This window comes from Thiohalophilus sp. (genome assembly GCF_034522235.1).
Lineage (GTDB): Bacteria > Pseudomonadota > Gammaproteobacteria > UBA6429 > Thiohalophilaceae > Thiohalophilus.
This window is the reverse complement of the sequence record NZ_JAXHLN010000003.1, coordinates 604088-630010: the sequence shown is the minus strand read 5'-3', so window position 1 is coordinate 630010 and position 25923 is coordinate 604088. Positions and strand designations below refer to the sequence as shown.

Sequence of the window (25923 nt, the reverse complement as noted above, 5' to 3'; positions counted from 1 at the left end):
AACGTCGGTTCAATACATTAATTGACCCCGGCGAACCCGACAGGTTCCTCCGGGGCCGTGCCATGTTAACAAAACCGATCCGGAAAATAACCCCAAAATCAGGCTATTTATATAGTCGGTTTAGAGATTCTTGCTAATCGTAAAGGCGCCGCGCAGATCACCCTGGCTGTAACCGGTCGCCCGATCCTCGGGATAGAGCTTTTCCAGCCTGGCGGAAACCGCCGGATCAAGTTGGGTACCGTGGCATTTCAGGCAGAGCTCGCCGGTCGGGATCGCCTTCATGTAACGAAAGACCTGCTGGCCATTTTGCTCGACGATCGCATGCTTTTCCATTTTCTTCGGGTGCTCACCATCCGCCTTGCGCTGTTCAAACTCCCTGAGCACGGCCTCTTCCCATTGATCCGGGGCATTGCCGGGGTTGCGAGGCTTAAGACTGGTCCGGCCGATCTGCAGCCCCTTATCCTTTGAGACATCGCGAGCAATCGCCGGCGCCTTGTCACTGCACACCTCAATGGCGTTGACCGGCCCGCCGGCTTTCATCCCGGCTTGCAGCTCACCTTTAAGCTGGCCGAAAAATTGCTGAACCGCCGCGCGGCTTTGTTCGACATGTTCAGTGCTCTGTTCGGCTATCGCGGGACCGGCCAACATCGCCATCAATGTGATAGAGACAAGATATTTCATCGTATAGTTACTCCCATGTTTACAACGTCAGTGAGCGAATATTGCATCGGTGTCTGACCACGGCTGAAAAACCCGAACGGGCGAATGATTATAAGTATTGGTAAGTAAATCGATTATGCGCCCGGCGCGGGCAGGACTCAAGCAAGCTGCAAGTGTGCGCGGGAAACCATACCACTGGCCTGGCTCAGAACAAACTCCTTGAAAGCCTGAGCCACAGGCGAGAGCCGTTTGCCCTCACGGTGCACCACATACCAGTGGCGCAAAATCGGAAAATCGGCCATATCCAGTACCACCAGTCGGCCGGTCTCCAGCTCCAGTTCGAGGGTATGAATGGAGACGATCCCCAGTCCCAGCCCGGCTTCCACCGCCTGCTTGATCGCCTCGTTACTGGTCATCTGCATGCCGGTTTTGAGGTTGATGCCATGTTTGGTAAAAAAGCGCTCCATGGCAATAAAGGTGCCCGAACCCGGTTCACGGACCACGAAGGGTTCTTCCTCAAGACGCTTGAGGGAAATCCCCGTTTCGCCGGCCAGCGGGTGATCCGGTGGCGCGATCACCACCAGCGGATTCTCCATGAAGGCCTCGGTCTCCAGCCCCTGATCCTCGGGCGGCTTGCCCATGATCACCATATCCTTGTCGTTCTGCTCCAGCTGCCGCAACAGGGTGGCGCGGTTGGTGACATCCAGGCTGAAACTGACTTCGGGATAGTGGCTGATAAAGCTGGCCAGCAGGCGGGTGGCAAAATAATTGGCGGTACTGGCCACCGAGATGTCCAGGTGCCCGCGCCGCACCCCCTTGAGCTGCTCGATCACCTCTTCGGCCTCGCTCAGCTGGCGGGAGATCGCCCGGCAGTAATGGTGCATCTCCCGTCCCGCTTCGGTCAGATAGGTCTGTTTACCCATCTGCTCGAACAACGGCAACCCCACCGACTCTTCCAACTGCTTGATTTGCATGGAAACGGCGGGCTGGGTCAGATGCAGCTCCTGGGCCGCCTGGGTATAGTTCAGATGCCGGGCAACGGCCTCAAAAACCTTCAACTGACGCAGAGTGACGTGCATAGCGGGCTATCCGTAAGCTGTCGCAGTAAACTATAACTCTCATATTATAGTAAATACGTGATTAATAAAGCATTATTCCACCCTGATGACATGATTTAAATAAGGGACACTTCGGCCTCCCTTGAGTCAATTTGCCTTATCGTCTCGCAGGCGATTCAGATTCAGGCAGCCATTAGGGTTTAAACCGCTTTCACGGGCGCACCAATGAATAAGCTTTACCTTATGCTTCCAATCATTATTATTTAGTTTACTTTATGCATAGGCTGTCTATACTTCCCCGACCACTTGGTACCTGCAGCTATCCACTTTTTAGACCATGGTCGGTCGTGAATGGCTGCAGGCGTAAACGATTATTTGAAACGACTTAGGAGGATATCCTCATGGGCAAGACCTATAGCGCGGGTGTAAAAGACTACCGCGAAACATACTGGATGCCGGAATATACGCCAAGCGAAACCGATCTGCTGGCTGTATTCAAAATCACGCCGCAGGAAGGGGTTCCGCGCGAAGAAGCCGCTGCCGCTGTTGCTGCCGAGTCTTCCACCGGTACCTGGACCACCGTCTGGACCGACCTGCTGACCGACCTGGACCATTATAAGGGTCGCGCCTACGCGATCGAAGACGTACCGGGTGATGACACCTGTTTCTATGCCTTCATCGCCTATCCGATCGATCTGTTCGAGGAAGGTTCTGTTGTTAACGTCTTCACCTCGCTGGTCGGCAACGTATTCGGCTTCAAGGCCGTGCGCGCCCTGCGTCTGGAAGACGTTCGCTTCCCGATTGCCTACGTCTTGACCTGTAACGGTCCGCCGCATGGTATCCAGGTTGAACGTGACATCATGAACAAATACGGTCGTCCGCTGCTGGGCTGCACCATCAAGCCGAAGCTGGGTCTGTCCGCCAAGAACTACGGCCGTGCCTGCTACGAAGGTCTGCGCGGTGGTCTGGACTTCACCAAGGACGACGAAAACGTCAACTCCCAGCCGTTCATGCGCTGGCGTCAGCGTTTCGACTTCGTCATGGAAGCCATTCACAAAGCCGAAGCCGAAACTGGCGAACGCAAGGGCCACTACCTGAACGTGACTGCGCCGACGCCGGACGAAATGTTCAAGCGTGCCGAGCATGCCAAGGAACTGGGCGCCCCGATCATCATGCACGACTATATCACCGGCGGTTTCTGCGCCAATACCGGTCTGGCCCAGTGGTGCCGTGACAACGGCCTGCTGCTGCACATCCACCGCGCGATGCATGCCGTACTCGACCGTAACCCGCACCACGGTATCCACTTCCGCGTACTGACCAAGATCCTGCGTCTGTCCGGCGGTGACCACCTGCACACCGGCACCGTAGTCGGCAAGCTGGAAGGCGACCGTGAATCCACTCTGGGCTGGATCGACATGCTACGTGAAAGCTACGTCAAGGAAGACCGTTCACGCGGTATCTTCTTCGACCAGGACTGGGGTTCCATGCCGGGCGCCTTCGCTGTTGCCTCCGGTGGTATCCACGTCTGGCACATGCCGGCACTGGTCTCCATCTTCGGTGACAACTCCGTGCTGCAGTTCGGTGGCGGTACACTGGGTCATCCCTGGGGTAACGCAGCCGGCGCCGCGGCCAACCGTGTTGCCGTTGAAGCCTGTGTCGAAGCCCGTAACCAGGGCCGCGAGATTGAGAAAGAAGGTAAGGAAATTCTTACCGAAGCCGCCAAGCACAGCCCGGAACTCAAGATGGCGATGGAAACCTGGAAGGAAATCAAGTTCGAATTCGACACCGTCGACAAGCTGGATGTTTCCCACAAATAACAGGGCCGAGTCACGAGGAACGAGTGACGAGGACATACCCCTCGTTACTCGTAACTCGGCACTCGTCACTGAATTCCAGAGCGTTCATTAAAGAACGGTGAAGAATTTGAAACTGAATTTGGAGATAAAGACATGAGCGATATGCAAGACTACAAATCAAGCTTGACCGATACCTCAAGCCGTAAATTTGAGACCTTCTCTTACCTGCCTGAGATGTCCAAGGACAATATCAAGAAGCAGGTTCAGTACATCGTCGACCAGGGCTGGAACCCGGCTATTGAACATACCGAGCCGGAAAATGCCTTTGACCATTACTGGTACATGTGGAAGCTGCCCATGTTCGGTGAAACCGACGTGGACAAGATCCTGGCTGAATCAGAAGCCTGCCACAAGGCGCACCCGAAAAATCACGTGCGTCTGATCGGTTATGACAACTATGCCCAGTCACAGGGTGCTTCAATGGTTATCTTCCGCGGCGAAATAAAGGCCTGATACCAGGCAGGGTTATATACAGGATGTATGGTATGCGGCGGGTGCATGGACGCACAGGAGCCGCGATGTACAGGATGTACGGTACGCCGCGATAATACCATGGTAGGTAAGGTGCGGCGTTTCCAGAACAACGCCCCTGCCCGACTCGTGCGGACAGGGGCTTTTTATTTTACGACCTGAAGTATTATTACCCCGGCAAGCAGAGGGCAAGAACACCTTTGTGCGATAAACATAATCGCGGCGCAGCCGCTTTTGCAATGCCGCGTTAATACTATTTTAAGACACGCAACTCGGGAGTTATGCCATGAGTAAAAACAATGTCGAGCAATACAAAATCACCCAGGAACCGTTCTACAAATCGGTGGAAAACGAAGTCGAACTCTATGAAGCGGCTTACAAGGCCCGCATGCCGATGATGCTCAAGGGACCGACCGGCTGTGGTAAATCCCGTTTTGTCGAATACATGGCCTGGAAGCTGCAAAAACCCCTGATCACCGTCGCCTGTAACGAGGACATGACCGCCTCGGATCTGGTCGGCCGTTTCCTGCTCGACAAGGACGGTACCAAATGGCAGGACGGCCCCTTGACGACCGCCGCCCGTATCGGTGCCATCTGCTACCTGGATGAAATCGTCGAGGCACGTCAGGATACGACTGTTATCATCCATCCGCTGACCGACCATCGCCGTTCCCTGCCGCTGGACAAAAAAGGCGAGCTGATCGAGGCGCATGAGGATTTCCAGCTGGTTATCTCCTACAACCCCGGCTACCAGAGCCTGATGAAGGATCTCAAACAGTCCACCAAGCAACGTTTCGGTGCGCTGGACTTTGACTATCCGGACGAAAAGGACGAAACCGAGATCGTCGCCCAGGAAACCGGCATCGACAGCGAGACCGCCGGCAAGCTGGTCCAGATCGCCCATCGCGCCCGTAACCTCAAAGGGCACGGCCTGGACGAAGGGATCTCCACCCGCCTGCTGGTTTACGCGGGTCAGTTGATCAACAAGGGCGTGGAACCGGTTGCGGCCTGCATCATGACCCTGGTTACCCCGCTGACCGACGATCCGGACATGCGCGAAACTCTGGAAGCGGCGGTCAACACCTTCTTTGTAAAATAAGGTGGCATTGACACCCGGCATTGGTGCCGGTTGTTGAGATACAATGCAATTTTTACCCGTGGCGATGACGCGAAGCGCGAGGAGAAGATATTATTTTTTTCTCTGCGTCTCTGCGACCCTCTGCGTTAATTGAGAGGCCATGAACAGGGAATCAATCGACAAGCTGCGCGAGGACATTGTCTTCAATGCGACCCTGCGCGGACAGCCGCTGACCTTCCACTCCACCTGGGGCACCTTCTCGCCCCGCGAGGTGGACGAAGGCTCACTGCTGTTACTGGATTACGTCGACATCAACCCGGATGATGACTGCCTGGATCTGGGTTGCGGTTACGGCCCCATCGGGCTGACGCTGGCCAGACTGGCGCCGCAAGGCAATACGACACTGGTCGACAGGGATTACGTGGCGATCGACTACGCGCAGAAAAATATTGCGCTCAACCGGATCACCAATGCCGAGGCGCTGTTGAGTAACGGTTTCGACCGGATCCGCGAGCGCCGCTTTGATGTGATCGCCTCCAATCTGCCGGCCAAGGTGGGCAACGAAATGCTGACCCTGTTCATGCATGATGCCCGGCAACAGATGAAACCCGGCGGGCGGTTTTATGTAGTCACCATCACCGGCCTGCGCAAATATATCGAGCGCAACTTTAAAGAGATATTTGGCAACTACAAGAAACTGAAGCAGGGCAAGCACTATACCGTCGCGATGGCAACCAGATAAGGCTTTCATGAGTACATTGTTCGACAAGCTTTTCCCGTTCCTGCTCTGGTGGCCCATGGTGGGTCGGCATACCCTGCGCGCCGATCTTATTGCGGGCCTGACAGGGGCGGTAATCGTACTGCCCCAGAGCGTGGCATTTGCCACCATTGCAGGCCTGCCGCCACAGTACGGCCTGTATACCGCGATGGTCACCCCGATCGTTGCCGCACTGTTCGGATCCTCGCGCCATCTGATATCGGGGCCGACCACGGCTATTTCCATTGTCGTGTTCAGCACCCTGAGCGGACACGCCGAACCCGGGAGTACCGAGTTTATTCAACTGGCATTAACGCTGACCTTTCTGGCCGGCGTCTACCAGTTCGCCTTTGGGCTGGCCCGACTCGGCACGCTGGTTAACTTCGTCTCGCACACGGTGGTTATCGGCTTTACCGCCGGCGCGGCCGTGCTGATTGCCACCAGTCAGATGAAACATATCACCAGCATCCATGTGCCTGCAGGCGAGTCCTTTGTCCATGTCTGGATGGATCTGTTCAGCCACCTGGAACAACTGGATCCGCTGGTGTTCGGCGTGGCCGCCTTCACGTTGATCGTGGCGGTCCTGATCAAGCGGTTTCTTCCGTCCCTGCCCAATCTGTTACTGGCCATGATCGCCGGCAGCCTGCTGGCGCTTGAGCTGGGCGGCGAAGCCGCCGGCCTGGCCATGATTGGCGAGATCCCCGGTCATTTGCCGCCACTGTCCTCACCCGATTTTTCCTTTGCCGCGATTCGGGAACTGGCCCCGCAGGCCTTTGCCGTGGCCCTGCTGGGTCTGATCGAGGCGGTGTCTATTTCCCGCGCGATCGCCGCCAAATCCCATCAGCAAATCGACGGTAACCAGGAATTTATCGGACAGGGCCTGTCCAACATGGTCGGCAGTTTCTTCTCCAGTTACGCCGGATCCGGTTCCTTTACCCGCTCCGGGATCAACTACGCCGCCGGGGCGTACACCCCGATGTCGGCCATCTTCGCCGCGATTATTCTGATGGCGATCGTATTACTGATTGCGCCCCTGATGGCCTATTTGCCCATCGCCACCATGGGCGGGATTATTCTGCTGGTCGCCTATAACCTGGTCGATTTTCATCATATAAAAAAAATCCTGCAGGTCAGTCGCTCGGAAACCGCGATTTTGCTGGTGACTTTCTTCGCCACACTGTTCCTGCACCTGGAATTCGCTATTTATCTGGGGGTCATCCTGTCGCTGGTGATTTTCCTGAGCCGCACCTCCACGCCGGAGGTGATTACGCTGGCGCCGGATCCCGCCACCCCCAAACACAGTCTGACCAATGTCGAGAAAAAGCCGCTGGCCCAGTGCCCGCAACTGAAGATCATCCGTATCGACATGTCGATCTACTTCGGCTCGCTGACCAACATCCAGCGCCTGCTGAACCATATCTCGGATGAGGAAGGAATTAATCATATTCTGATTATCTCCACCGGCATCAACTTTATCGACATGGCCGGCGCCGAGATGCTGGTGCAGGAGGCACAGCGCCTCAAACAACGTGGCGGCGGATTGTACTTTACGGATAACAAAAGCCGGGTCTGCCGATTTCTGCGCAAGGGACACTTTATAGAAGCCATTGGTGAAGATCATTTCTTTGCCTCCAAGCAGGACGCCATTCGACACATTTTTGACAACCTGAACAAGTCAACCTGTACCCGTTGTGACAAACGCATTTTCAAGGAGTGTGAAACTGTGCCCGAAGCCGGGCCGGTTTCCTCTCTTCATCCTGAACCGAAAGAGGGGTGAGTCCCATGTCTATCAATCTTGACGAATATAAAGAATATTTGCAGGAAGCCGCGCCGGAAGTGCGGGACACGTTTGAAAGCACGTTTCACGAAGCGTCCCGTGTCATGTCGCCGGCCGGTTTGCGCGATTACCTGGAAGGTGCCAAGGGCCTGTGCAACCTGGGCCGGGGCAAGGATGTGGTCATATCCTATCTGCAAGAGATGCCCCTGGTGGTCAAGGAGTGCGGCGAGGATGTGATTCCGGAAATCGTCGCCGCCGCCATGAAGCTCTCTTCGATGACCTCGGGCGAGGTGATCTCGCTGATGTTCTCCAGCCTGCCCACCGCCGCACGGCGCCTGGGCGATCCGGAACTGCTGCGCGGCTATCTGGGGCTGCTGCATCAGTTGTCCGCCAAGGCTTCACGCGGCCTGCGTCCGATGCTGCAACATATCGATGAGCTGCTGAGCAAACTGACCCTCTCCGGTCTCAAGCGCTGGGCCCTGTACGGTGCCGAGGCCTATCGCAAGGATCTCAACAACCTGGTCAACTACTTCAACCTGGACACCCAGGACAGTCTGGCCATGCTGCAGAAGGAACGCCGCGGCACGCTGTTCGTGGATACCCAGCGCAAGCTGAACTTCTATCTGCGCGCCCTGTGGGGCCGCGACTTCTTCGTGCGCCCGGCGGCCGCCGATCACGAAGGCTTCAAGCCCTATATCGATCATCATGTGCTGCACCTGCCCGACGCGGTCGATCCCATCGGCGAGATCAGCGGCCTGGAACTGTACCGCGCCATCGCCGCGCACCTGGCGGCGCATGTCTGCTACACCAGCTCGCGCATTTCCGCCGAAGGGCTGAGCCCGGCGCAGATGTTTTTCATCGGTCTGGTCGAGGATGCGCGGGTCGAATATCACGCCATGCAGGCTTTCCCCGGTCTCAGAAATCTGTGGGAGGCGCTGATGTCGATCGAGTACGAGGGCCGGGCCGAACACCCGACCGTGCCGGTGCTGGAACGCTTTGCCCACATGCTGCTGGACCCCGCCGTCAAATCCGACGACGAAGCACTCAATGCCCTGGCGGAGAAATTCCATACCAATATCGAAGAGAACAAGGACAACAACAGCTTCTCCTGGCACATCGGTCTCGAGCTGTTCAATCTCTTTGCCGAACGCAAGGACGTTCCCAGCCTGCGTATTCTGGAGCAGATCCGCATTCCCTATCGTGACGACAACCGTTTCGTCTGGGAATTCGAGGAGCTGAACTGGGAAGAAGGGATCGAATACATTCCGGCCAGCCAGCGCCAGGTCAGAAAAACCGTCAGTGTCATGGAAATGGTCAACGAACTCGACTGCGAGCTGGCCGGTGACGATGCCCAGGAGATCTGGCGCCTGGAAACGCCCTTCTGGCTCGATCAGGAAGGCTGCACCATCAACGAGCTGGAAGGCAAGGAGGCGATCTCCGATCCTTTCCACTATCAGGAATGGGATTACCAGGTGCAGCTGAACCGTCCCGACTGGGTCACGCTCTACGAGCACCGCCCGAAAAAAGGCGATCCCGAAGAGATCGAGGACATTCTGCTCGAATACAAACCGATTGCCTTTCGGATCAAGCAGATCATCGATATGTTGCAGCCCGAGGGCGTGCAGCGCATGCGCAACATGGAAGACGGCGACGAGATCGACATCAATGCCGCCATCGACGCCATGATCGCCATTCGCATGGGCGAGCAGCCCAACCCACGCATCACCATGCGCAATGTCATCCAGACCCGCGACCTGGCCGTCGCGGTACTGCTGGATCTCTCCGAGTCCACCAACGAAACCGTGGAAGGCTCGGACAAGACCGTCCTGCAGCTGACCAAGGAAGCCTGTGCACTGGTAGCCACTGCTATCAACGGTATCGGTGATCCCTTTGCCATTCACGGCTTTGCCTCCGACGGTCGGCATGATGTGCAGTACATGCGCTTCAAGGATTTCAACCAGCACTTTAACGACGAGGTTAAATCGCGTCTGGCCGGCATGCAGGGCGGGCTTTCCACCCGCATGGGAGCCGCCATGCGCCACGCCGGACAACACCTTCTGCGCCAGCAACAGCACAAAAAACTGTTATTACTGGTGACTGACGGCGAGCCGGCGGACATCGACGAGCGCGATCCGCAACATCTGCGTCACGACACAAAGAAGGCTGTCGAGGAGCTGTATACCAGGGGTGTGATCACCTACTGCCTGACGCTGGATCCCGATGCGGACAACTACGTGAAGCGGATATTCGGCGCCAACAACTACACCATCGTCGACCATGTGGACCGGCTGCCGGAGAAATTGCCCATGTTGTTCGCCAGCCTGACCAAGTAATTCCGGCCGGACTCGGGTTACAATACACAGCGCAATTTTGAACCACTGGTGAGAAGCATGAAAAAACCCGTCGTCGGCGTCGTCATGGGCAGCAACAGTGACTGGAAAGTCATGAGCCAGGCCGTTGAGGTGCTGAAAGAATTCGGTATTCCGCACGAGACCAAAGTGGTCTCGGCGCACCGCACGCCGGACCTGTTATATGAGTATGCCGAACAGGCCGCCGAACGGGGGCTGCAGTGCATCATCGCCGGCGCCGGGGGCGCGGCCCACCTGCCGGGCATGCTGGCGGCCAAGACCATCGTGCCGGTGCTGGGCGTGCCGGTCACCTCGCGAGCCCTGAAGGGGCTCGACTCGCTGCTGTCCATCGTACAGATGCCCAAAGGGATTCCGGTGGCCACCTTCGCCATCGGCGAGGCGGGCGCGGCCAATGCCGGGCTGTTTGCGGTCTCCCTGCTGGCCCGTCAGGAGGACAAATACGCCCGCAAGCTGGAAACTTTCCGCAAGAAGCAGCGCACCAGGGTGCGCGCCATGAAACTGCCGAAGGTCTAACGATGCTGTTACCCGGTGCGACTCTCGGCATGCTCGGTGGCGGCCAGCTGGGCCGCATGTTCACCATCGCCGCGCGCAACATGGGCTACGAGGTGGTCGTGCTGGACCCCGATCCCGACAGCCCGGCCGGCATGCTGGCAAGCGACCATGTCTGTGCCGATTATCTCGATACCACCGCGCTGCAGTATCTGAGCGAGACCTGTGACGCCATCACCACCGAATTCGAAAACGTCCCTGCCGAAAGTCTGGAATATCTGGCCGAGCATTGCGATGTCCGCCCCGGCGCCCGCGCCGTGACCCTGACCCAGGATCGGATCAGCGAAAAAACCTTTTTGCACGATAACGGCTTTGCCACCGCGCCCTTTGCGGTGATCCGGGAGCCCGCCGATCTCGACGCGGCGGCCCGCGCCGTCCCCACCCCGGCCATTTTGAAAATTGCCCGCTTCGGCTACGACGGCAAGGGGCAATACCCGGTCGCCTCGGGCGAGGAGCTGGCCGACGCCTGGCAGGAGCTGGGCAACAACCCCTGCGTGCTGGAACAGCGGGTCGATCTCGATCTGGAAATCTCGGTGGTGGTGGCGCGCGGCATCGATGGCGAAACCCGTTGCTATCCGGTGGCCGAGAACGTTCACCGCCACGGCATTCTGGATGTCAGCCTGGTGCCGGCGCGCATCGACACCGACCTGGAACAACAGGTGCTGCAGGCGGCCACCGCCATCGCCGGGACGCTGGATTATGTTGGCGTGCTGGCCGTGGAGTTCTTTGTCTCCCATGGCGAGCTGCTGGTCAATGAAATTGCCCCGCGCCCGCACAACAGCGGCCACTATACCCTGGATGCGACACTCACTTCACAGTTCGAACAGCAGGTACGGGCGGTCTGCGGCCTGCCGCTGGGCGATCCCCGTCTGCTCTCCCCGGTAGTGATGATCAACCTGCTCGGGGATCTGTGGCAGGGTCAGACCCCGCCGGACTGGCGCCCGCTGTTTGCCCGGGCCAACGCCAAGCTGCATCTGTACGGCAAGCGTGAAGCGCGCGTCGGGCGCAAGATGGGCCATTACAACGTGCTGGCGCCCACCCTGGATGAAGCGCTGCAGACCGCGCAGGCGATCCAGCAACAACTCGCCCGCGCAGAAGTAACGCGGGACGAGTAACGAGGGACGAGGAAGATCCGCAGTGTGCGGGTCATGCACCGATTTCGTTATCGCCCGGCTCCCGACCTTATCCTATACTGATCACCCTGTGATCTGAATTTCATGCAACACAAGACGGAATGGAATACTCATGAGTAACCGCAATTCAGCACAACCCAAAAAATATGTCGGCATTTATAACGATATCCATGGCGGCATGACCGATACCGGCAAGATCATTCGTGACGCCTGGGTGTTTGGTCTGATTCCCGAGACGGAAACCTGCGAAGGCTGGCTACCGCAGGGTATCGATGATCTGTGGCGTAAGGCTAACAGCGAATGGGAGAAATACGGTTTTCTGGTGTCCAACCTGCCGGATGACTTGCGCGAGAAATTCATGCGTATTCAGGACGACGCCATCCAGCGCGCCCGCGAGGCAGGCTGGGATCCGCACAGGGATCTGGAAGACGAACACTGAGTTCCGGACCCCGGTGTAAGCCTGACAGTACAGGGCCAGTACAGGAGACACCATGTATCGTCGACTGGATGACGTGCCGGTTTTCGAATACCGCGACGGTGAACTGCCCGCCATTTACTACAACGATGTGCAGGTCGCGCTCAAACGCCTGGGCGAGGATCTGCGTTTTGCCATTCCCCGCCTCAAACACCTGGATCTGATCCTGCAAAAGGACGCCTGGATTATCGTCGACCGTGTCCTCAACGATGTCCCGGTGGTCGCCTGGACCGACTTCCAGACCGCCCACCGCAGCAGCCTGCACGAACCGATTCCCTGCCGCATTCGCCTCTATCATATGCACGGGCCGCTGGTCATGAGCCGCACCCTGGAGGCCATGGAGCTGATTCTGGGCGAGATGCTGGCCGATCATGCGCCCCCGGACGACGCCAGTATTGCTCCGATCAAGAAATAATTGACCCAGATCAATCACCTGGGAACACGCCATCGCTTATAACCTTTAGTTCTAAAGGTTTTTCCCGCCGTGTCGATATTTTAACCATCATAGATGGAAAACCAGTTACGCGATGACAGCGGCCTGCTGATCGATGCCCGGCTCCCCTCGTGGCACCAGAAGGGAACCATCCCCGGCTCCATCAACATCCCCTTTACCGTTTTCGAAAAATCAGATCTCGATCCGGAACTGATCAGTACGTTTAAACGGCTTGGGGTCACAGAACGCCAGAGCAAACCCGGCCTGGTTGAAAAGCTGCTCGCCGCTGGTGAAGTCAATGAAACCTGGGATTTCAGCAACGCCAAGGAGTTAATCCTGTGGTGCAACGGCCCCTGGTGCGGACAATCGCCGCGCGCCATCCGGGGCCTGCTGGACCACGGTTATCCGCCGGAGAAAATCAATTATTATCGCGACGGGATGCAGATGTGGCAGATACTGGGGCTGCTCACCGTCCAGTGACCTGGCAACGTTGTGCATCGAGTCGGTGCCGCAGGGACGCGAGTGCATCATCGGCCTGCAACAACCCCATATAAAACTGGACACGGGCATATCCCCGCCGGGCCGCCGGCGCCCAATGGCGCCGTGCCAGGACATACTCTTCCTGCTCAAACGCCGCCGCGCCGGCCTCGGAGGCTTGCCGGCCCTGCACGGCATTCAGGCCCAAAGCGGGCAGCGTCCCGGCGCCAGCCTCATCTGGGGCCGGGAACGAATACGCCTGGACCGACTGCCAGGCTGACAGGCCAAGACACACCCCCGCCAGCAAACAACGCCGCCACTGGCCGAGAATTCCCCGTTCCGATTGGAATAACACCATGCATCACCTCGCCCGGAAGCATCCCGACACTGCCCTGTCATAACTGGCTTAGCGACACGGCCGGCGACTTCTTGAGCCTGAATCGCCCCGCGTTCTTCTCTGCCGGGTACGCTTCACACTCGGGTGGAGTTTTATTTGCCAGCCAAAATCAATCAGTTAAAATAGGTCCATAACGAGAACGATACCCAAATTCCAACCCGGACGAGCCCTTGAGCGACACCACCCAGTTACCCCTGGCGGTCGATATGGACGGCACGCTGGTGCACAGCGACACCCTGTGGGAAGCGTGCCTGCGGCTGCTGGCCGAGCGGCCCTGGCTGGTGGTGGTGCTGCCCTTCTGGCTGCTGGGCGGTAAAGCGGCGTTCAAGCAGCGGCTCAGCGAACGTGTCCGCCTCGATCCGACAACCCTGCCCTATAACCAGCCCCTGCTGGAATTTCTGCAGGCGGAAAAACAGCGCGGCCGCCCCCTGTGGCTGGTGACCGCCTCCCACCAGCAGAGTGCCGGGGCGGTGGCCGGCTATATCGGCCTGTTCGACGGCGTGCTGGCCAGCGATGCGACACATAACCTCTCCGGCGCGGGGAAAGCCGCCCGACTGGTCGAACAGTTCGGCGAAAAGGGGTTTGTCTATGCCGCCAATGCGACGGTCGACATGAAAGTCTGGCGCCGGGCGGCGGGCGCCATCGCGGTCAACGCCGGTCCGGGGCTGACCCGTCGGGCGGCGGCGGCGACCGAGCTGGAACGCACCTTTCCCCGGCCGGGCGCCGCCGATACCGTCAAGACGCTGTTGCGGGCCATGCGCCTGCACCAGTGGAGCAAGAACGGGCTGATCTTCGTGCCCCTGGTGCTCTCCCACAGCTGGGAAGCGACGGACCTGGTGATGCATACCCTGCTGGCCTTTGTCGCCTTCGGCTGTGCCGCCTCGGCCATCTACCTGGTCAATGACCTGATCGATCTGGAGGCCGACCGGCTGCATCACGAAAAACGTCACCGGCCCTTCGCCGCCGGCCTGCTGCCGCTGTCCTGGGGGATCGCCATGATCCCGGTGTTGCTGGCGGCGGGCTTTGCCATTGCCAGCACGGTCAACGCTGATTTCATGTGGGTGCTGCTGGGCTACCTGCTGCTAACCGTTACTTACTCCCTGTTTCTCAAGCCGGTGGCCTTGCTGGATGTGCTGGCGCTGACCAGCCTGTATACCCTGCGGATTATTGCCGGCGCCCAGGCCATCGAGGTACCGCTCTCCTACTGGTTGCTGGCCTTTTCCATGTTTATCTTTTTCAGCCTGGCATTGAGCAAACGCTTTTCCGAGCTGTACAACCTCAAACAGAAACCGGAAGGCAAGCAGACCGCGCGTGGCTACCATACCGAAGATCTGCCCGTCGTCAGTCTGTTCGGTGTCAGCAGCGGTTATATCGCGGTACTTATCATGGTGCTGTATATCCACGATCTGCAGGCCGACAATCTGTATGATCAACCGTTATGGCTGTGGCCGGTGGCCATCGCGATACTCTACTGGATCAGCCGCATCTGGCTGCTCGCCCATCGCGGTGTGTTGCACGAAGATCCGGTACTGTTTGCCATTCATGATCGCACCAGCTATATCGTGGCCCTGCTGGTCGCCGTCTGTCTGTTACTGGCGCTCTAGTCTTATGTCGCAAGAATATTCCTGGGGACGCTATCCCGACGTGGAGCAACCGCTTTATCCCCTGCGCTGGGAAACCGATCCCTGGCCGCCAACGACCGAGGCCTCGTCCGTGCTGGCTCACGGCCAGGGCCGCAGTTACGGCGATGTCGCCCTCAATCCCGACGGCGTTTTGCTGGCGACCGACGGCCTCGATCGCTTTATCGAGTTCGACACGCAAAACGGCGTATTGCGTTGTGAAGCCGGGGTAACACTGGCCGATATTCTCAATCTGATTGTACCCCGGGGCTGGTTTTTGCCGGTTACCCCCGGCACCAAGTTTGTCTCCATCGGCGGCGCCATCGCCAATGACGTGCATGGCAAGAACCATCACCACGCCGGCACCTTCGGTTGTCACGTCAACCAGCTCGGCCTGCGCCGCTCGGACGGGCAATTGCATGAGTGCAGCCCCGACAAAAACAGCGACCTGTTTGCCGCCACCATCGGTGGGCTGGGGTTGACCGGGCTGATCGTCTGGGCCGAGATCACACTTAAAAAGATCAAAAGCACCGCCATCGAACAACAGGCGCTGCGGTTTGCCAGCCTGGAAGAGTTTTTCACCCTGAGCGATGAATCGGACCGGCACTGGGAATATACCGTCGCCTGGATCGATTGCCTGGCCCGGGGCAACAGTCTCGGACGGGGTATTTTCTATCGCGGCAATCACGCCGACGGGCGTCTTGAACAACCCGAACCCGGGGATTATCGCAAAACCCGTCTCACACTGCCGCTCACCCTGCCGGGCTTTTTACTCAATCGCGCCACGGTAAAACTGTTCAACCGGTGGTATTACGGCAAGCCGTTGAAAAGTGAGGCGCTGGTCCATTTCGATCCTTTCTTCTATCCCCTGGATAAAATCGGCCACTGGAACCGTCTGTATGGCAAACGCGGTTTTTTCCAGTATCAATGCGTCATTCCGCGGGACAGGGCCCGCGATGCCCTGCCGCAACTGCTGCAGGTGATCGCCGACAGCGGCCAGGGATCCTTTCTCAGCGTCCTGAAACAGTTCGGCGATGTTACCTCGCCCGGTATGCTTTCCTTTCCCCGGCCCGGTGTGACGCTGGCGCTCGATTTTGCCAACCGGGGACGTAAAACGCTGGATTTGCTCGATCGGCTGGACGGGATTACCGTCGCCAACGAGGGGGCCGTCTATCCTGCCAAGGACGCGCGCATGTCCGCCGACGCCTTTCAGCATTACTATCCCCGCTGGCAAACCTTTCAACACCACATCGATCCGGCCTTCTCCTCCCGCTTCTGGCGCCGGGTCACACAACAGGGAGTATCCCTATGAAAAGGATCCTGATCCTCGGGGCCACCTCGGCCATCGCCGAACAGACCGCCCGGCTGTATGCCGACCGGGGCGCGCAGCTGATGCTGGCGGCACGCGACAAAGACAAGCTCCAGCGACTGGCTGACGATCTGAATATTCGCGGTAGCGAACAGGTCGACTGGCAAACCCTCGATCTCAATGACACATCAGAACATGAAAACCTGTTAATCAATACCGAGAAACAACTCGGTGGCCTGGACATGGTACTGATCGCCTACGGCACACTTGGCGAGCAGGCGGCCGGGGAACGGGACTTCAACCTCGCGCTTGAGGAGCTGAAAACCAACTGCCTGAGTGTTCTGTCGTTCCTGACCCTGATTGCCAACCGTTTCGAGGCACAACAATCCGGCACCATCGCCGTGATTTCCTCGGTCGCCGGGGATCGCGGCCGGCAAAGCAATTATATCTATGGCACCGCCAAGGGCGCGCTGACGATCTTCCTGCAGGGGCTGCGCAATCGGTTGCACAAAGCCGGCGTGCAGGTGTTGACCATCAAGCCGGGCTTTGTCGATACGCCCATGACCCGGGAATTCGAAAAAGGGCTGTTGTGGGTCAAACCACAGGTCATCGCCGCCGGTATCGTCCGGGCCGTGGACCGGCGCAAGGACGTGGTCTATCTGCCGTTTTTCTGGCGCTATATTATGTTGATCATCAAGCTGATCCCGGAATTTGTCTTCAAGAGGCTGTCACTGTAGTGGACAAGCAGAGCAAAATCGTCATCCCCGGCGCGGCCGGACTGGTGGGCCAGAACCTGGTCGTGTTTTTGAAGCAGGCCGGCTATACCAATCTCGTCGGCATCGACAAGCACCCGCATAACACGCGCATGCTGGCCGAGCTGCACCCGGATATTACCGTGATCGAAGCCGACCTGGCCGAAAGCGGTCCCTGGCAACAACACTTTGACGGCGCCGACGTGGTGATCATGCTGCAGGCGCAGATCGGCGCGCTCACCGAGGAGCCGTTCATTCGCAATAACATTCACTCAACCCGGCATGTCATCGACGCCTGCAAGCAATACGCCGTACCCTACATCGCGCACATCAGCTCCTCGGTGGTCGAATCGGTCGCCAATGACTTTTACACCAACAGCAAGAAGGCCCAGGAGCAGCTGGTCGAGGAATGCGGTATTCCGCACGTCATCCTGCGCCCGACATTGATGTTCGGCTGGTTCGACCGCAAGCACCTGGGCTGGCTGTCGCGCTTTATGCAAAAATCCCCGATCTTTCCCATCCCCTCGCACGGTCGCTTCATGCGTCAGCCGTTGTATGTGAAGGACTTTTGTAACATCATCATCAGTGCCATGCAGCAGCGCCGGCATAATGAGGCTTTCAACATCACCGGGTGCGAGAAAGTCGATTATGTGGATATCATCCGTACCATCAAACGGGTGCAAGGCCTGCGCACCTGGATCGTCCATATCCCGTACCGGCTGTTCTGGTTCCTGCTGTGGTTTTATGCGCTGTTCGACCGGGATCCGCCCTTTACCACCCAGCAACTGGCAGCCCTGGTCGCGCATGACGAGTTCGAGCTGATACCGTGGTGGAATATTTTCGGGGTTGAGGCCACACCGTTCGATGAAGCGATACGGGAGACCTATACCGACCCGACTTACAGTAAGTATGTACTGGATTTCTAGTTGGCAGTTGGCAGTTAGCAGTTAGCAGTTAGCAGTTAGCAGTTAGCAGTTAGCAGAGACAGTGTAGGTCAGGTTGCGCGCAGCGCTACCTGACAATCGACCGGGAATCGTCACATAGGCTTCGCCAATGTGACCTACGGCTGAATAGTTAAGTCTGTAGGAGCGCCCCGCGGGCGCGATTGCCGAATCTGGCGCCGTCGCGGTCGAAGCCCGCTCCTACAGGGATTGTGTAGAGAGTTGGCAGTTGGCAATCTTAAATCATAAGTCCAAAATCGAATCTATTTCTGATTTACGACTCACGAATTTCATTTGACTGCAAACTTTATTAACAGGATTACGTAATGAGCAAAATCGCGGTCATCGGCGCCGGCCCCATGGGTCTGGCCACGGCCTACGAACTGAGCAAACAGGACCACCAGGTCGATCTGTACGAGTTCGATGATCGCCTCGGGGGAATGTCAGCGCACTTTGATTTTGATGGACTGAGTATCGAGCGCTATTACCATTTTGTCTGCCGTCCCGACGAGCCGCTGTTTGATCTGCTCGATGAGCTGGGCATGACCGACAAGCTGCACTGGGTCGATACGAAAATGGGCTACTATTATCACGGTCATCTGCATCGCTGGGGGGATCCCATATCACTGTTGACTTTTCCTCATCTCAATCTCATATCGCGCTTGCGCTATGGTGCGCATATGTTCTTCGCCTCCAAACGGGACAAGGAGAACTGGCGCGATCTGGACGGTCTCGATGCGGTCAGCTGGCTGAAGAAGGGCAGCGGCAAAAAAGCCTACGAGGTGCTGTGGGATCGGCTGTTCCGGCTCAAGTTTCACGACTTTACCGATAACCTCTCGGCCGCCTGGATCTGGGCCCGAATCCGCCGGGTCGGCCAGTCGCGGCGCAGCATCTTCCAGGAGTCACTCGGCTATATCGAGGGGGTTCACAAACCCTGCTCAACGAGCTGGCTGCCCGCATCAAACAACAAGGGGGCAATATTCATCTGTCGACACCGGTCCGCAATGTCCGCATCGAAAACGACCGGGTGACCGGCATTGAACTCAACAGCGGTCTCGAAGCCTATGACCAGATCATCAGTACCATCCCGTTACAGTATATTCCGCGGCTAATCCCCGATCTTCCCGGGGAGCAGCTGGAACGTTACCGGCAGGTGCAGAACATCGGCGTGGTCTGTCTGATCTATAAACTCAAAAAGCCGGTCACCGACAACTTCTGGCTCAACATCAGCGATCCGGATTTCGATATCCCCGGCATTATCGAAATGAGCAATCTGCGGCCGCTGTCCGACAACGTGGTCTATGTCCCCTATTACATGCCCCGCTCCCACCCCAAGTTCAGCTGGAGCGATGAGAAGATCATCAACGAGGCAACCGGCTATCTGAAAAAACTCAACCCCGAACTGGGCGATGAGGACATTATCTCGGTCAATGCCTCGCGCTATGCCTATGCGCAACCCATTTGCCAGCCGGGCTTTGCCAGTCTGCTCCCGCCCATTCGCGGCAACGTCGACAATCTTCTGATCGCCGACACCTCCTATTACTACCCGGAAGATCGTTCCATGGCCGAGAGCGTCAAGCTGGGTAGACAACTGGCGAAAATGGCCCAATCATGAGAAACCAGCCATGACCAAGGCAATCCGAACCGAGTTCATGCAGTTTCTGGTCGTCGGCGGTTTCGCCGCGCTGGTGAACTTTGTCTCGCGGATTATTATTAATGAATGGGTCGGTTATCGACTGGCGGTCATTCTCGCCTATCTGGTGGGCATGCTGACGGCGTTTATCCTGTCGAAGATCTACGTGTTCGAGAAAAGCGGTCGCCATCACTGGCACGAGTTGCGCGATTTCACCCTGGTGAACCTGCTGGCCGTGGTGCAGGTCTGGCTCATCAGCGTCGGTCTGGCCGAATACCTGTTCCCTGCCGTCGGCTACACCTTCTATGCCCCCGAAGTCGCCCATCTCATCGGCCTGGCCATCCCCGCCGTCACCAGTTACCTGGGACACAAATACTATTCATTCCGCAAGTCACCCTGATCGAAAATCTTATTTTCCTCGTCCCTCGTCACTCGTACCTCGTCCCTTTGCAACCCACCGCACAAACAGTGCGTTACTCAATGACCTCCATGATCCGAACCACCTTCGGCCAGGGACGGAAATCGATGGGTTGCAAATTTGCTGTGGCAGGTCACACAGCTTTCCAGCATTTTCGAATAATAGAACAGACTCAGTTCGGCATCGCGTGACTCGGCGGCATGCTGCAGCTTTCTGGCCTGTTGATGAAAGGCCCTGTCTTGCCGGATAAAGCCTTCCGGCAAGGCCTGATGCAGGGTCTTGCGATCTTTGGCAGTCAGCTTCTGCTGAAAAATAAAGCTGTCATGGACCTGGCCGGCTGTTTCGGCCACGCTGCGCCACTCGCCTTGCGGCAGGGCCTGGCTCAGCACCGCCATGGCTTTTTTCAATGCCTGCATTTCCTGCTGCAATAACTGACGTAACTCGGGCTGCCCCGCCAGCACTGGCGCATTTGTCCCGGCCAGGGCAGCGCGCATCGGGATCGATGCGGCAACGACGATAAAGAGCAATAAATAAAGATTATGACGCATTGCGATGCTCCGGTCCGTTCGGACATTGATACTGACATTATTCAACTAATCTTGGACCCTGGCTCAACAATGACCTTGATGCCAATCAAGGCATAGCCCCGATAAACCATTCCTGTTTGCCCATTTGGAAAAAGTTGACTATTCTACTTATATATTACAAACCCGCAAATGCCGAGGCTATCCCCTCGTCGTTGCCCATACAGGAGGTAGCTATATGCCCGCTACAATCCAGAGCGAATATGACGGGGAAGGCGTATTACTCAGGATGAGTGGGCTGGTCAGCGGCCGCGAAATCATTGATCTCAACCGGGAAATTTACGCCCGGGATCCACAAAAGAAACTGCGCTACCAGATCTGGGATTTTACCGAGGCCAAGCGCATGGAAGTCTCGCCCGAAGAGCTCCATATCATTACCCTGGAGGACAAGGAAGAGGCCGCCCTGAACCCCGACCAGCTGGTTGCCCTGGTCGGCTCACCCCGGCAACTCAACGGGGTGGATGTCTCCTACCAGATATTTTCCCGGACCTGGATCGGCGACGGCTTTCAAAGCGAATCGTTCCGTAATCTGCGTGAGGCTCGCCAGTGGATTGAGCGCTTGCTCTCACCCCGATTTGAACCACAAAACAGCCAGGGTTAGAAACTCTCGCGTTCGATCTCCAGGTAAGCCCGGTTGATGTTGATTCCCATCTGCCCTTCGAACTCCTTCATCTTCTTCCACTGTGACAAATCCAGTATCTTGCGTATCTCGCTGTCCATCAGCCCCTGATTGTATCCTGCCTCGATCCCGGCATAGAGATCCGCCATCCGTCGATGCATGGCTTTCACATCGGCTTTGGTCATCAGTGGCCCGTGGCCGGGAATGACCGTCTCGATCTCCCGCTTTTCGATCTGCGCCAGGGTTTCAATCCAGCTGCCGAGATGGGCATCGACAAAACTGGGAATCATTTTCTTGACCAGAACATCGCCGCTAATCAGCAATTTATCCTGTGGCAGGTAAATCATCATGTCACCCGGCGTATGCGAGCCGGCGGGAACCCACATCTCCATGGAGATACCCTGCAGGGTCACGTCTGTATGCGACTCTTGCGGATATACCGTTTGTGCGGGGACCGGCCGGGTATCGGGATGTTCCTTTCCCGTCGTGTTCTCCAGTATTGCGATCCAGTCGTAACCATGTTTTTCAACCAGTTCCCGGCACATTTTCGAACTGACAATTTCCGCATCCGGGAAAGCGGTGTTGCCCAGGATATGATCGCCATGATGATGGGTGTTGATGATGTGGGTCACCGGCTTATCCGTGATACCGGCAATGGTGTTTTTTAAATGCTGACCAATTTCATTGCTGAATCCGGTATCGATCAGAACCACGCCCTCATCGCCAATCAATACCGCGCTGTTGACCATATAGCCATGATTTTCTTTTGAAGGAAAGCCAATCGGTCCCAGCAGCGCGTAGACCCGGTCATTGACTTTCTTGATTTCCGGTTCCGGCAACCTCTCACCAGCCTGCACTCCGGTAACTGGCAACAGCAGTAATAGCAGGACCAGAAGACCGAACTGAATTTTCAAAAAATGATACACATTACTAAGCATGGGCTTTTCTCCTCACAATGAGGAAACATGATAATAGCCGCCATGGTCCACGTAAATCACCTTCTGCACATTACCGACTTGTTCACGTATACAGGTGCGCGAGATCATTCCGGAGCACGATGCCAAGCTCGACTATCAGATTCGGACTGAATCGGTGCTCCAGAGCATATTGTTCCGGTGAAAAAAACGCTAAACTGAATAAAACACTCACCGAGTCATGCAGCATGACACAGACCCTGAACGAAATATTGACCGAAGCGATCGAGGACGAATACAGGGCCCGCGCCACCTACCGCCGGGTCCTCGAAAAATTTGGTGATGTGCGCCCTTTCAGCAACATCGTCGAGGCGGAGCAACGCCATATCGATGCCTTGCTGGTACTGTTCGACAATCATGGCCTGTGCGTACCCGAGGACAACTGGCCAGAGCGTATCAAGATACCCGAAGCCCTTCTGGCCGCCTGCCAGGCCGGCGTGGCCGCCGAGATCGATAATGCCGCGATGTATGATCGTCTCCTCGCTGACAGCAGCGACTATCCGGACGTCCAGAGCGTGCTTCGGAACCTGCAACGCGCCTCCCGGGAGAACCACCTGCCGGCTTTTCAACGTTGCGTGGAGAGAGAAAACAGCCAGCAGGAATAAGGATATATGAAATTCACATTGCGTTGACGCGCAACCGAATACCACAATGAAATTCTGAAAACGATGCCGGAGTGGCAGGATGTCCTTGAACATCTTTGTGGTAGGGCTCGACGATTTCAACCTCGCCCAGTTGACGAACCGGAAGCGGCACCGCCGTTGGTCACCGAGATGATCGAGCCGGAACACCACAACTGGCGCGTGATTCGGGATCTGGATCTCGATCTTTCGACCCTCAAGGTGATCAACGACAGCGGTATTGTCTATATCAGGGACATCGATCTGGCGATGGGCCGCAAGGCACTGGAGTGGTATACCTATCAGGGTGACGACTTCAACTCGGTTCGTGGCGAAACCCTGTGGGAACGCAGTTACCGGCGCGGCGACTGGTTTGTCAAAACCGTCACTCGCACCATATTGACCTCGACCGAAAGTGATTTCTATCTGCGCGCCGAACTCGACGCTTACGAAGGCGATAAACGCGTCTATTCGGCCAACTGGGACACGGTCATACCGCGGGATTTTGTCTAAACGGTCTCAACCGCATAACCGACACTTCATTGCTCGCGGCATGATTGACAGCCGCCCTTTTAATGATAGATAGTTGTCGTCATGGCCCACACGCACCATCACCCCGCCCCGCATAGCTACAACCGCGCTTTCACCCTGGGGATCAGCCTGAATCTGATCTTTGTTGTGATCGAGTTTGTCTACGGCTTCCTCGGCAACTCCCTGGCGTTGATCACCGATGCCGGACATAACCTCTCCGATGTGCTGACCCTGCTGCTGGCCTGGGGCGCCATCTATCTGGCCGGCAAGGAGCCCACGCCCTATCGGACTTATGGCTTTCGTCGCCTGACCATTCTCGCCTCGCTGTTGAGTGGCATGCTGCTATTGGTGGCAGTAGGCGCGATTGCCTGGGAGGCGCTGGGTCGCCTGAGCGAGCCACAACCGGTCGACGGTATGACCGTGATCGTCGTCGCCGCCGTCGGTGTGGTGATCAATACCGTCACCGCGCTGCTGTTCATCCGTGGCCAGAAAGATGATCTCAATATCAAGGCCGCCTTTCTGCATATGGCCGCCGATGCGGGCGTCTCACTGGGCGTGGTAATCGCCGGTGCCGTGATCCTGTTCACCGGCTGGCTGTGGGTCGATCCATTGCTCGGTCTGCTTATCGCGCTGGTGATACTCTACAGCACACTGGATCTGTTGCGTGATTCCACCGGCCTGGCCATCGATGCGGTACCGAAAAACATTGATCCCCACCAGGTTGAGAACTACCTGGCTCAGTTGCCCGGCGTCAGTGAAGTGCATGATCTGCACATCTGGCCCATGAGCACCACCGAAACCGCGCTCACTGCCCATCTGGTCGTCCCGCAATTCCCGGATGACGATTCGCTCGTGCAACGGGCCAGCGACGAGCTGCACCACCGCTTCGGCATCGATCACGTCACCCTGCAGTACGAAACCGGCAACGATTACTGCAAGCTGGCCAGCCCGGGCAGTTTATAACTAACAGAGCCATATCGGCCTGGCCCGTTTTTTCACCACGAAGTCTCGAAGACTCGAAATCTATAAATTATTTTCTTCGTGTCTTCGTGCCTTCGTGGTAAAGCTTTTATAATAATCCTGTTTAGTACCGGCACTCTGTTATAAATCATCCGTAGCTGGCAGTTACCAGAAAAATGGGGTATTCCCCTTCTTCCTTGTTGACCACATGGGCGGTTGTAAATCGGATATCGGTAAAACCCTGCTCGCGCATTAACGACTCGAGGGCGTCGCGCTCGAAACCGTGGTGGAAGACCCCTTCCACGTCGGCCGGGTGGAAGGTGCCGTCCTCCTTGTCCAGATCCGCCAGGGCGACCCGTCCGCCGGGCCTGAGGATATCGGCAAAGCGCCGGAACAGTTTTTCGGTGTCTTCCACATGGTGCAGGGCCATGGCACTGACGATCAGATCAAACTCCCTGTTCAGGGGTTCTTCGAGAATATCCTGACAACAGACTTCCACCTTGCCCTGTAACTCCGGCTTGGCGGCGAGCTTTTCCAGCATCGACTCGGAAACATCCACCGCCGTGATATTGTTGACATGCGGCGCGAGATGCGCGCTGATCAAGCCGGTGCCGGCACCGAAGTCCATGACGGCCATTTCATAATTCAACGGGATACGCTCGACAATCGCCGAGCCGATGCCGGACGACAGTGCTGTAATCATCTCGTTGGTATCCCAATCCCGGGCCTTTTCTTCAAATAGATCTGCCATGATTTACTTCTCTTATAACGTCAGTGTGTGATACTCCAATCTGAGCAGTACCCGGCATGATTTACCGGGGTACCTGATGCACAAGATCGCCAGCACCGTTCAAGAACGGTTATTCTGCCAGCCGTGTGGCGATTTTAACATGGTGGTGTTCCAGCGCCAGATCAAGGGCGGTTTTACCATCGATACTCTGTATTGCCCTGTCTGCACCGTTTTCCAGCAGTATTTCGACCATTTTCCCCCGCCCTTCACTGGCCGCCCACATCAGGGCCGTCCAGCCTCGCTCATCGTCCTGCGCATCAAGCGCAATCCCCTGCTCGATCAGGTATTCGAGCATCGCCACCTGGTTGGTAATGACCACGGCGGTCAGCGCATGGTAGCCATCCTTGTCCTTCACATTGATATCGGCCCCGGCCTGTAACAGGGCCTGCACCACGGCAAGATGGCCGTTTTGCGCGGCCCGCATCAGGGGGGTCCAGAGACAATTGTCCCGGGCATCGACCATCGCGCCCTTGTCGAGCAGGCGCCGGACGGTTTCCAGATCGCCCTGTTCCGCCGCCAGGTATAACGGCGTGCGGCCGCGACCGTCACGCGCCTCGAGATCGACTATCCAGTAATCCAGCAAGAAATAGGTCAACAGCCCCAGAGTCAACAACACCAGGTAAAAGAGGTAAGGGTGACGATAGATCTGACGGATCAGTGAATCGAACATAGTCGTTGGC

Annotated in this window: 26 protein-coding genes and 2 pseudogenes; 21 read left to right on the top strand and 7 right to left on the bottom strand. The window is 57.1% G+C overall.

What is annotated here, in order from left to right; translation table 11 throughout:
- Positions 1 to 120: 120 nt before the first annotated feature.
- Together U5J94_RS05965 and U5J94_RS05960 are read right to left on the bottom strand one after the other, a co-directional pair.
- Entirely contained in the window at positions 121 to 681 is a 561-nt protein-coding gene (locus U5J94_RS05965) for a DUF3365 domain-containing protein (RefSeq protein WP_322564728.1), read from the bottom strand.
- A gap of 137 nt (positions 682 to 818) precedes the next feature.
- Positions 819 to 1739 carry a LysR family transcriptional regulator gene (locus U5J94_RS05960; protein WP_322564727.1) on the bottom strand — a complete coding sequence of 307 codons (921 nt, stop codon included), beginning with the start codon at positions 1737 to 1739 and terminating at the stop codon, positions 819 to 821.
- 380 nt (positions 1740 to 2119) lie between these two features.
- Here U5J94_RS05960 and U5J94_RS05955 point away from each other — a divergent pair, with 380 nt between their 5' ends.
- The 11 genes from U5J94_RS05955 to U5J94_RS05905 all read left to right on the top strand — a co-directional run bounded on the left by U5J94_RS05955 (position 2120) and on the right by U5J94_RS05905 (position 13099).
- Positions 2120 to 3538: a form I ribulose bisphosphate carboxylase large subunit gene (locus tag U5J94_RS05955; protein WP_322564726.1), complete on the top strand. Its 1419-nt coding sequence runs from the start codon at positions 2120 to 2122 to the stop codon at positions 3536 to 3538.
- 132 nt (positions 3539 to 3670) lie between these two features.
- Complete coding sequence (locus U5J94_RS05950; RefSeq protein ID WP_322564725.1) at positions 3671 to 4030, top strand: ribulose bisphosphate carboxylase small subunit; 360 nt, start codon at positions 3671 to 3673, stop codon at positions 4028 to 4030.
- A 304-nt stretch (positions 4031 to 4334) separates the two neighbouring features.
- Complete coding sequence (locus U5J94_RS05945) at positions 4335 to 5147, top strand: CbbQ/NirQ/NorQ/GpvN family protein (RefSeq protein WP_322564724.1); 813 nt, start codon at positions 4335 to 4337, stop codon at positions 5145 to 5147.
- Positions 5148 to 5286: 139 nt separating this feature from the next.
- Positions 5287 to 5868 (top strand): class I SAM-dependent methyltransferase, encoded by a 582-nt coding sequence (locus tag U5J94_RS05940; protein ID WP_322564723.1) that lies wholly within the window; start codon positions 5287 to 5289, stop codon positions 5866 to 5868.
- Positions 5869 to 5875: 7 nt separating this feature from the next.
- On the top strand, positions 5876 to 7660 hold the full coding sequence (locus tag U5J94_RS05935; protein ID WP_322564722.1) for a SulP family inorganic anion transporter: 1785 nt from the start codon (positions 5876 to 5878) through the stop codon (positions 7658 to 7660).
- Between the two features lie 5 nt (positions 7661 to 7665).
- Complete coding sequence (locus U5J94_RS05930; RefSeq protein WP_322564721.1) at positions 7666 to 9993, top strand: nitric oxide reductase activation protein NorD; 2328 nt, start codon at positions 7666 to 7668, stop codon at positions 9991 to 9993.
- A gap of 57 nt (positions 9994 to 10050) precedes the next feature.
- Positions 10051 to 10542 (top strand): 5-(carboxyamino)imidazole ribonucleotide mutase, encoded by a 492-nt coding sequence (purE, locus tag U5J94_RS05925; RefSeq protein WP_322564720.1) that lies wholly within the window; start codon positions 10051 to 10053, stop codon positions 10540 to 10542.
- 2 nt (positions 10543 to 10544) lie between these two features.
- Positions 10545 to 11693, top strand: coding sequence for a 5-(carboxyamino)imidazole ribonucleotide synthase (locus U5J94_RS05920; RefSeq protein ID WP_322564719.1), 1149 nt, complete (start codon positions 10545 to 10547; stop codon positions 11691 to 11693).
- A gap of 130 nt (positions 11694 to 11823) precedes the next feature.
- Positions 11824 to 12150, top strand: coding sequence for a hypothetical protein (locus tag U5J94_RS05915; protein WP_322564718.1), 327 nt, complete (start codon positions 11824 to 11826; stop codon positions 12148 to 12150).
- A gap of 52 nt (positions 12151 to 12202) precedes the next feature.
- A complete protein-coding gene (locus U5J94_RS05910) occupies positions 12203 to 12601 on the top strand; it encodes a hypothetical protein (RefSeq protein ID WP_322564717.1) in 399 nt (132 codons plus the stop codon).
- Between the two features lie 93 nt (positions 12602 to 12694).
- Positions 12695 to 13099, top strand: coding sequence for a rhodanese-like domain-containing protein (locus tag U5J94_RS05905; protein ID WP_322564716.1), 405 nt, complete (start codon positions 12695 to 12697; stop codon positions 13097 to 13099).
- Here U5J94_RS05905 and U5J94_RS05900 read toward each other — a convergent pair.
- Positions 13086 to 13454, bottom strand: coding sequence for a hypothetical protein (locus tag U5J94_RS05900; RefSeq protein ID WP_322564715.1), 369 nt, complete (start codon positions 13452 to 13454; stop codon positions 13086 to 13088). The two genes, U5J94_RS05905 and U5J94_RS05900, sit on opposite strands and share 14 nt — an antisense overlap.
- A gap of 209 nt (positions 13455 to 13663) precedes the next feature.
- On the opposite strand from U5J94_RS05900, the gene U5J94_RS05895 reads away from it, so the two are divergent.
- From U5J94_RS05895 to U5J94_RS05865, 6 genes and pseudogenes are all read left to right on the top strand, one after another.
- A complete protein-coding gene (locus tag U5J94_RS05895; RefSeq protein ID WP_322564714.1) occupies positions 13664 to 15097 on the top strand; it encodes a UbiA family prenyltransferase in 1434 nt (477 codons plus the stop codon).
- Positions 15098 to 15101: 4 nt separating this feature from the next.
- Positions 15102 to 16424 carry an FAD-binding oxidoreductase gene (locus tag U5J94_RS05890; protein ID WP_322564713.1) on the top strand — a complete coding sequence of 441 codons (1323 nt, stop codon included), beginning with the start codon at positions 15102 to 15104 and terminating at the stop codon, positions 16422 to 16424.
- Positions 16421 to 17158, top strand: a complete 738-nt coding sequence (locus U5J94_RS05885) for an SDR family oxidoreductase (protein WP_322564712.1) — start codon at positions 16421 to 16423, stop codon at positions 17156 to 17158. The genes U5J94_RS05890 and U5J94_RS05885 overlap by 4 nt, the downstream gene beginning before the upstream one ends.
- Positions 17158 to 18099 (top strand): NAD-dependent epimerase/dehydratase family protein, encoded by a 942-nt coding sequence (locus U5J94_RS05880; RefSeq protein ID WP_322564711.1) that lies wholly within the window; start codon positions 17158 to 17160, stop codon positions 18097 to 18099. The genes U5J94_RS05885 and U5J94_RS05880 overlap by 1 nt, the downstream gene beginning before the upstream one ends.
- Positions 18100 to 18440: 341 nt before the next feature.
- Positions 18441 to 19729 (top strand): annotated as a pseudogene (locus tag U5J94_RS15260) (NAD(P)/FAD-dependent oxidoreductase).
- Between the two features lie 10 nt (positions 19730 to 19739).
- Complete coding sequence (locus U5J94_RS05865; protein ID WP_322564709.1) at positions 19740 to 20147, top strand: GtrA family protein; 408 nt, start codon at positions 19740 to 19742, stop codon at positions 20145 to 20147.
- Positions 20148 to 20224: 77 nt separating this feature from the next.
- On the opposite strand, the gene U5J94_RS05860 is transcribed toward U5J94_RS05865, so the two are convergent.
- Positions 20225 to 20713, bottom strand: coding sequence for a hypothetical protein (locus tag U5J94_RS05860; RefSeq protein WP_322564708.1), 489 nt, complete (start codon positions 20711 to 20713; stop codon positions 20225 to 20227).
- Between the two features lie 214 nt (positions 20714 to 20927).
- On the opposite strand from U5J94_RS05860, the gene U5J94_RS05855 reads away from it, so the two are divergent.
- Positions 20928 to 21350: a hypothetical protein gene (locus tag U5J94_RS05855; protein WP_322564707.1), complete on the top strand. Its 423-nt coding sequence runs from the start codon at positions 20928 to 20930 to the stop codon at positions 21348 to 21350.
- Here U5J94_RS05855 and U5J94_RS05850 read toward each other — a convergent pair.
- Positions 21347 to 22306, bottom strand: coding sequence for an MBL fold metallo-hydrolase (locus U5J94_RS05850; protein ID WP_322564706.1), 960 nt, complete (start codon positions 22304 to 22306; stop codon positions 21347 to 21349). The two genes, U5J94_RS05855 and U5J94_RS05850, sit on opposite strands and share 4 nt — an antisense overlap.
- 224 nt (positions 22307 to 22530) lie before the next feature.
- Between U5J94_RS05850 and U5J94_RS05845 the strand changes: the two genes are divergently transcribed.
- The 3 genes and pseudogenes from U5J94_RS05845 (at position 22531) to U5J94_RS05835 (ending at position 24456) form a co-directional block, all read left to right on the top strand.
- Positions 22531 to 22947, top strand: a complete 417-nt coding sequence (locus U5J94_RS05845; protein ID WP_322564705.1) for a ferritin-like domain-containing protein — start codon at positions 22531 to 22533, stop codon at positions 22945 to 22947.
- A 138-nt stretch (positions 22948 to 23085) separates the two neighbouring features.
- Positions 23086 to 23475 (top strand): annotated as a pseudogene (locus U5J94_RS05840) (peptidase S15); the annotation flags it as partial.
- An 81-nt stretch (positions 23476 to 23556) separates the two neighbouring features.
- Complete coding sequence (locus U5J94_RS05835; protein ID WP_322564703.1) at positions 23557 to 24456, top strand: cation diffusion facilitator family transporter; 900 nt, start codon at positions 23557 to 23559, stop codon at positions 24454 to 24456.
- 145 nt (positions 24457 to 24601) lie between these two features.
- Here the strand turns inward: U5J94_RS05835 and U5J94_RS05830 are convergent, their stop codons facing one another.
- Together U5J94_RS05830 and U5J94_RS05825 are read right to left on the bottom strand one after the other, a co-directional pair.
- A complete protein-coding gene (locus U5J94_RS05830; protein WP_322564702.1) occupies positions 24602 to 25204 on the bottom strand; it encodes a class I SAM-dependent methyltransferase in 603 nt (200 codons plus the stop codon).
- Positions 25205 to 25313: 109 nt separating this feature from the next.
- Positions 25314 to 25913 (bottom strand): ankyrin repeat domain-containing protein, encoded by a 600-nt coding sequence (locus U5J94_RS05825; protein WP_322564701.1) that lies wholly within the window; start codon positions 25911 to 25913, stop codon positions 25314 to 25316.
- Between the last annotated feature and the right edge of the window lie 10 nt (positions 25914 to 25923).

What these genes read in the sequence shown, in the direction of transcription:
- U5J94_RS05965 (WP_322564728.1), bottom strand. Translation starts at nt 681, where the DNA reads ATGAAATATCTTGTCTCTATCACATTGATGGCGATGTTGGCCGGTCCC.
- U5J94_RS05960 (WP_322564727.1), bottom strand. Translation starts at nt 1,739, where the DNA reads ATGCACGTCACTCTGCGTCAGTTGAAGGTTTTTGAGGCCGTTGCCCGG.
- U5J94_RS05955 (WP_322564726.1), top strand. Translation starts at nt 2,120, where the DNA reads ATGGGCAAGACCTATAGCGCGGGTGTAAAAGACTACCGCGAAACATAC.
- U5J94_RS05950 (WP_322564725.1), top strand. Translation starts at nt 3,671, where the DNA reads ATGAGCGATATGCAAGACTACAAATCAAGCTTGACCGATACCTCAAGC.
- U5J94_RS05945 (WP_322564724.1), top strand. Translation starts at nt 4,335, where the DNA reads ATGAGTAAAAACAATGTCGAGCAATACAAAATCACCCAGGAACCGTTC.
- U5J94_RS05940 (WP_322564723.1), top strand. Translation starts at nt 5,287, where the DNA reads ATGAACAGGGAATCAATCGACAAGCTGCGCGAGGACATTGTCTTCAAT.
- U5J94_RS05935 (WP_322564722.1), top strand. Translation starts at nt 5,876, where the DNA reads ATGAGTACATTGTTCGACAAGCTTTTCCCGTTCCTGCTCTGGTGGCCC.
- U5J94_RS05930 (WP_322564721.1), top strand. Translation starts at nt 7,666, where the DNA reads ATGTCTATCAATCTTGACGAATATAAAGAATATTTGCAGGAAGCCGCG.
- purE (WP_322564720.1), top strand. Translation starts at nt 10,051, where the DNA reads ATGAAAAAACCCGTCGTCGGCGTCGTCATGGGCAGCAACAGTGACTGG.
- U5J94_RS05920 (WP_322564719.1), top strand. Translation starts at nt 10,545, where the DNA reads ATGCTGTTACCCGGTGCGACTCTCGGCATGCTCGGTGGCGGCCAGCTG.
- U5J94_RS05915 (WP_322564718.1), top strand. Translation starts at nt 11,824, where the DNA reads ATGAGTAACCGCAATTCAGCACAACCCAAAAAATATGTCGGCATTTAT.
- U5J94_RS05910 (WP_322564717.1), top strand. Translation starts at nt 12,203, where the DNA reads ATGTATCGTCGACTGGATGACGTGCCGGTTTTCGAATACCGCGACGGT.
- U5J94_RS05905 (WP_322564716.1), top strand. Translation starts at nt 12,695, where the DNA reads ATGGAAAACCAGTTACGCGATGACAGCGGCCTGCTGATCGATGCCCGG.
- U5J94_RS05900 (WP_322564715.1), bottom strand. Translation starts at nt 13,454, where the DNA reads ATGGTGTTATTCCAATCGGAACGGGGAATTCTCGGCCAGTGGCGGCGT.
- U5J94_RS05890 (WP_322564713.1), top strand. Translation starts at nt 15,102, where the DNA reads ATGTCGCAAGAATATTCCTGGGGACGCTATCCCGACGTGGAGCAACCG.
- U5J94_RS05885 (WP_322564712.1), top strand. Translation starts at nt 16,421, where the DNA reads ATGAAAAGGATCCTGATCCTCGGGGCCACCTCGGCCATCGCCGAACAG.
- U5J94_RS05865 (WP_322564709.1), top strand. Translation starts at nt 19,740, where the DNA reads ATGACCAAGGCAATCCGAACCGAGTTCATGCAGTTTCTGGTCGTCGGC.
- U5J94_RS05860 (WP_322564708.1), bottom strand. Translation starts at nt 20,713, where the DNA reads ATGCGTCATAATCTTTATTTATTGCTCTTTATCGTCGTTGCCGCATCG.
- U5J94_RS05855 (WP_322564707.1), top strand. Translation starts at nt 20,928, where the DNA reads ATGCCCGCTACAATCCAGAGCGAATATGACGGGGAAGGCGTATTACTC.
- U5J94_RS05850 (WP_322564706.1), bottom strand. Translation starts at nt 22,306, where the DNA reads ATGCTTAGTAATGTGTATCATTTTTTGAAAATTCAGTTCGGTCTTCTG.
- U5J94_RS05845 (WP_322564705.1), top strand. Translation starts at nt 22,531, where the DNA reads ATGACACAGACCCTGAACGAAATATTGACCGAAGCGATCGAGGACGAA.
- U5J94_RS05835 (WP_322564703.1), top strand. Translation starts at nt 23,557, where the DNA reads ATGGCCCACACGCACCATCACCCCGCCCCGCATAGCTACAACCGCGCT.
- U5J94_RS05830 (WP_322564702.1), bottom strand. Translation starts at nt 25,204, where the DNA reads ATGGCAGATCTATTTGAAGAAAAGGCCCGGGATTGGGATACCAACGAG.
- U5J94_RS05825 (WP_322564701.1), bottom strand. Translation starts at nt 25,913, where the DNA reads ATGTTCGATTCACTGATCCGTCAGATCTATCGTCACCCTTACCTCTTT.